Annotated in this window: 3 protein-coding genes and 1 pseudogene; 1 reads left to right on the top strand and 3 read right to left on the bottom strand. The window is 33.8% G+C overall.

Annotated features, from left to right (window positions below; genetic code table 11):
* Positions 1-201 precede the first annotated feature (201 nt).
* Complete coding sequence (locus HMPREF0027_RS05410; protein WP_005622840.1) at positions 202-1,347, bottom strand: porin; 1,146 nt, start codon at positions 1,345-1,347, stop codon at positions 202-204.
* A gap of 562 nt (positions 1,348-1,909) precedes the next feature.
* On the opposite strand from HMPREF0027_RS05410, the gene priC reads away from it, so the two are divergent.
* Positions 1,910-2,362: a primosomal replication protein PriC gene (gene priC, locus HMPREF0027_RS05405; RefSeq protein ID WP_005622839.1), complete on the top strand. Its 453-nt coding sequence runs from the start codon at positions 1,910-1,912 to the stop codon at positions 2,360-2,362.
* A gap of 56 nt (positions 2,363-2,418) precedes the next feature.
* On the opposite strand, the gene galU is transcribed toward priC, so the two are convergent.
* Both galU and HMPREF0027_RS12225 read right to left on the bottom strand, forming a co-directional pair.
* A complete protein-coding gene (gene galU / locus HMPREF0027_RS05400) occupies positions 2,419-3,306 on the bottom strand; it encodes a UTP--glucose-1-phosphate uridylyltransferase GalU (protein WP_005622838.1) in 888 nt (295 codons plus the stop codon).
* 340 nt (positions 3,307-3,646) lie between these two features.
* Positions 3,647-3,893 (bottom strand): annotated as a pseudogene (locus HMPREF0027_RS12225) (phosphomannomutase CpsG); the annotation flags it as partial.

Genomic DNA, 3,893 nt, shown 5'->3' with positions numbered 1-3,893 from the left:
CGGATTACATAGAAAGCTTAATCCTTTAGATTATTGCCGAAATATATATAGTTTGGTTTATTATCTTACATCAACAAACATGCCCCCACTCCTTCCGTGTACTCTGTGTATTCCATAGTTAATATTTCATAAAAAAACAAAACCCCAACAGTTTTTACCATTGGGGTTTCAAGCTTATTTAGTTAAGCGTTGGCAAGAATATTACCAGTAAACACGCATACCTACACCGATAGCTTTATCGGTTCTCTTAACTTGGTAATCATAACCTTTGTATTCTTTAGTTTGAACATATTTACCTTCAACAAATGCTACAACTTGTTTGTGGAATTTATAGTCAACACCTAATAAGAAACCGTGAGTTTTCTCTTTTTCAGCTTTAGCTACAGTTGTTGTAGAATCAGCTTTAGCTACTTCAGCTTTAGCTACAGTTTTTTCTGCACGCTCATATAAGTAGTTACCATAGATACGTGAAGCTGGAACCACTTGGTATTGGAAGCCTGGTGCTACGAAGAATGCTTTCGTACGTTTGCTACCATTTTCTTTTTCATATTCATAACCAAAGTCACCAACTAATTTTAAATCACCAATAGTATAGCCTAATGCGATTTGATAACCATCTTGGTAATGTTTGTGGTTTGTACCTGTTGCATAGTTAGAACGACCGATACCACCTTGAACATTAAATGTGTTACCACCTAATTGCGTTTCATATACCGCACCTAAACCATATGCATTTTTGAGTTCATTTACTAAAACTTTACCTCTCACATCACGTTTTTCAGCGAAATTATAGTTTGCACCAATTTGTAAACCTTCAATACCTTTATAGTCATAACAGATCACTTGGGTACCTGAAGTTGCGATATATGATGGTACGATACCGTATCTGTAATCATCTGTTTGAAAGTAATCATCAGCAATTGTTACTTGATGACCAAATGTTACTTCACCATACTGTTTGCTACCTAAACCAACATATGCACGTTTAGCATATAAATCACCAAATTGGTCATCTGAATTGTTTTTATCAAAACGAATTTCTAAACGACCTAATGCATAGAAATCATTACCTAAGTCATGATTTACACGTACACCAAAACGTGATCCAGCATTACGTAATTGTGAATGCGCATTTTGATTTTTTACTGTCTGACCTTTTGAGTATAGTTTTTTACCTTTGTCATCTAAAACATCTGCATGGTATTTATCTTTTGAACTTGCTTGTTCAAGCACTAAACGTAAAGAACCATCAACCTGTACTTTAGTACCTTCTGCGTCATACACTGTTACAGCGGAAGCTGATGCTGCGAATGCCGTTACTGCTAATGCAACTAGAGTTTTTTTCATAATGTTCACCTTAATTTTTAATTTTAAGTTTATTTAAAATTACTCTCAATAAGGTGTAAGAGTAATTTTCCAAAACTAACATTTACCGTGTAAGAATTCTTCAGTAAATGTGACTGCAAGCGAATAATGGCAAAATCAACATAACCTGTCAATAGTGCTACAGTTAGTGCTACAGTGCTACACCCCAAACACAAATGTATAAAAACCATTTAAAAAACAACGGGTTACAAAAACATTTACAAATCAAAATGAAACTTGCTTAAAAAAAGATAAAACACTCCAAATTTAAGCATTATCTAAGTTATTGATATAAAAGTTATTTTTTGTATAACTTTGATATTTATTAAACTTACAAAAAAAGTTATTTTTTTTGTGATAAAGCTCACAAATTTAGAAAATTCTTATTTTTTAGTAGAGTTTTTACACAAACGCAAACGGTTACAATCATTAAAAATCAATTTATAATAGTTAAAATCACTCTTAACTACACCGATATGATTAGAAACTTTCCAATTTTAGTACAAAAACAATTAGATATTTTTTACCTTTTTATGATTATGAGGTGATTATTTCTGAAAATATATTCTCTATATCCAAACAAAAAGTATCACTCTTTGTTCAAGAAATAATGCAAACAGCAAATGAATTAAATAAACAATATTCTGAAGATTATGCTAATGCGTATGCTGCTAAACTTTTTCAACAATATGAAGCATTAACGCAAGCTGTTAAAATCTTAAAATTAACGAACGGCAATAATGAAACTCTACTCTTTCAGTCATCCTTTCAATTCCCTAAAAATATTCATTCGCTTGCGCCTACCCGCCGTTTAAATGAATACCGGAAAGCGTTAAGAGCATTAAATGAGAAAATTAGCTGGTTAGTTGAAAAGCGTTATAATGCTTCAGAAGCTGACAAAGTCTTGTTAGAAAGGCAAATTCAAGAAACAGAATACCGTAAAATGAAGTGCTTAAAGGCAATTGAGGATCTTGAAGAGCAAACACAATTTAAATAATTGTGAGAGGGTAATAAGAAAGGAAAAGGCGCTATAAGAGCGCCTTTATTTATGAATTATAATGTTTTAGCTAACTGTTTAATAAAATCTTTAAACTCATTACCAAACTTATCATGACGCAAGCTATACTCAGTAAATGCTTGCATATAACCTAACTTGTCACCACAGTCGAAAGTACGGCCTGTCATATGGAATGCTTCCACAGTTTCTTGTTCAATTAACATATCAATTGCATCGGTTAATTGAATTTCATCGCCTAAGCCTACTGGTGTTTTTTCAAGTAGATCCCAAATATTTTCAGAGAATACATAACGGCCAACAACTGCTAAGTTAGACGGTGCTTCTTCAACACTTGGTTTTTCCACCATTTTTACGATTTTCGCAGTTTCACCCACCGGAATATCCACATCTGCACAATCCGCAACACCATAGCTGCTAACATCTTCTTTTGGTACCGGAGCCACCATGATTTGGCTATGCTTAGTTTCATTGAAACGTTTGATCATTGCTGCAAGGTTTTCAGTTTTTTGATTTGCTGTGAAATCCGCTAAAATTACGTCAGGAAGAACAACGGCAAACGGTTCGTTACCAACCACTGTTCTACCACATAATACTGCGTGGCCTAAACCTTTTGCTTGCCCTTGGCGTACATGCATTAATGTTACATCTTTCGGTATAATTGAACGTACTTCATCTAATAATTGACGTTTTACACGTTTTTCAAGCATTGTTTCAAGCTCAAAAGACGTATCAAAATGGTTTTCGATAGCATTTTTTGATGAATGTGTTACTAACACAATTTCTTTAATGCCTGCGGCTACACACTCATTAACAATATATTGAATTAACGGCTTATCTGCAATTGTTAACATTTCCTTTGGAATTGCTTTAGTCGCCGGAAGCATACGAGTACCAAGACCCGCTACAGGAATAATCACTTTCATTATATAATCCTTATAAATAGATGCGATTGCATCAATAAATATACGCTTTTATGCGCATTGATAAAAAACCGCTAGCAATTTATGCAAGCGATCTAATTTTTTCTAAATTCTAACAATTACCGAAGAAGTAAAGCAAGAGTTTCACCTATTTTTTTCTTACCTTAATTGCTCTCCGCCCCTCATCTCTAAATTTAAACTGGCTACGAGTTCTGTATTTGAACTACGTAAATTAGAGATAATAAGCTTGCTACATTGTAACTTTAAAAATCCGGCTTTTTCATCAAAAAAGAAGCACCAGCCAAAACCACCATCAAATGCAGCCGATATCTGCCTTATTTGATCACTCAGCTTGAATAGAATCTGCTTGATTTTCATGAAGAATCGGATTAGGAATACCATTTTGGAAAGACCCATTCGGATTGTTATGAACCTTAACAAATTCAACCGGTACATTTTTGCCTTGAATTGTGCTTAATAGCAGCAACATACAATGTCCTGCAGCACTATTCCCACCATTTTTTTGAGGTAAGTTTATGTACGTCAATATATAAAACAGATGCTCTACATATTGGCATAGTAGACAAAAA

The sequence above is a fragment of the Actinobacillus ureae ATCC 25976 genome, from assembly GCF_000188255.1.
Taxonomy (GTDB): domain Bacteria; phylum Pseudomonadota; class Gammaproteobacteria; order Enterobacterales; family Pasteurellaceae; genus Actinobacillus; species Actinobacillus ureae.
This window is presented reverse-complemented; position numbering and strand designations above follow the sequence as displayed.

Excerpts from the sequence above, each read along its gene's own strand:
- HMPREF0027_RS05410 (WP_005622840.1), bottom strand. The coding sequence starts at position 1,347 with ATGAAAAAAACTCTAGTTGCATTAGCAGTAACGGCATTCGCAGCATCA.
- galU (WP_005622838.1), bottom strand. The coding sequence starts at position 3,306 with ATGAAAGTGATTATTCCTGTAGCGGGTCTTGGTACTCGTATGCTTCCG.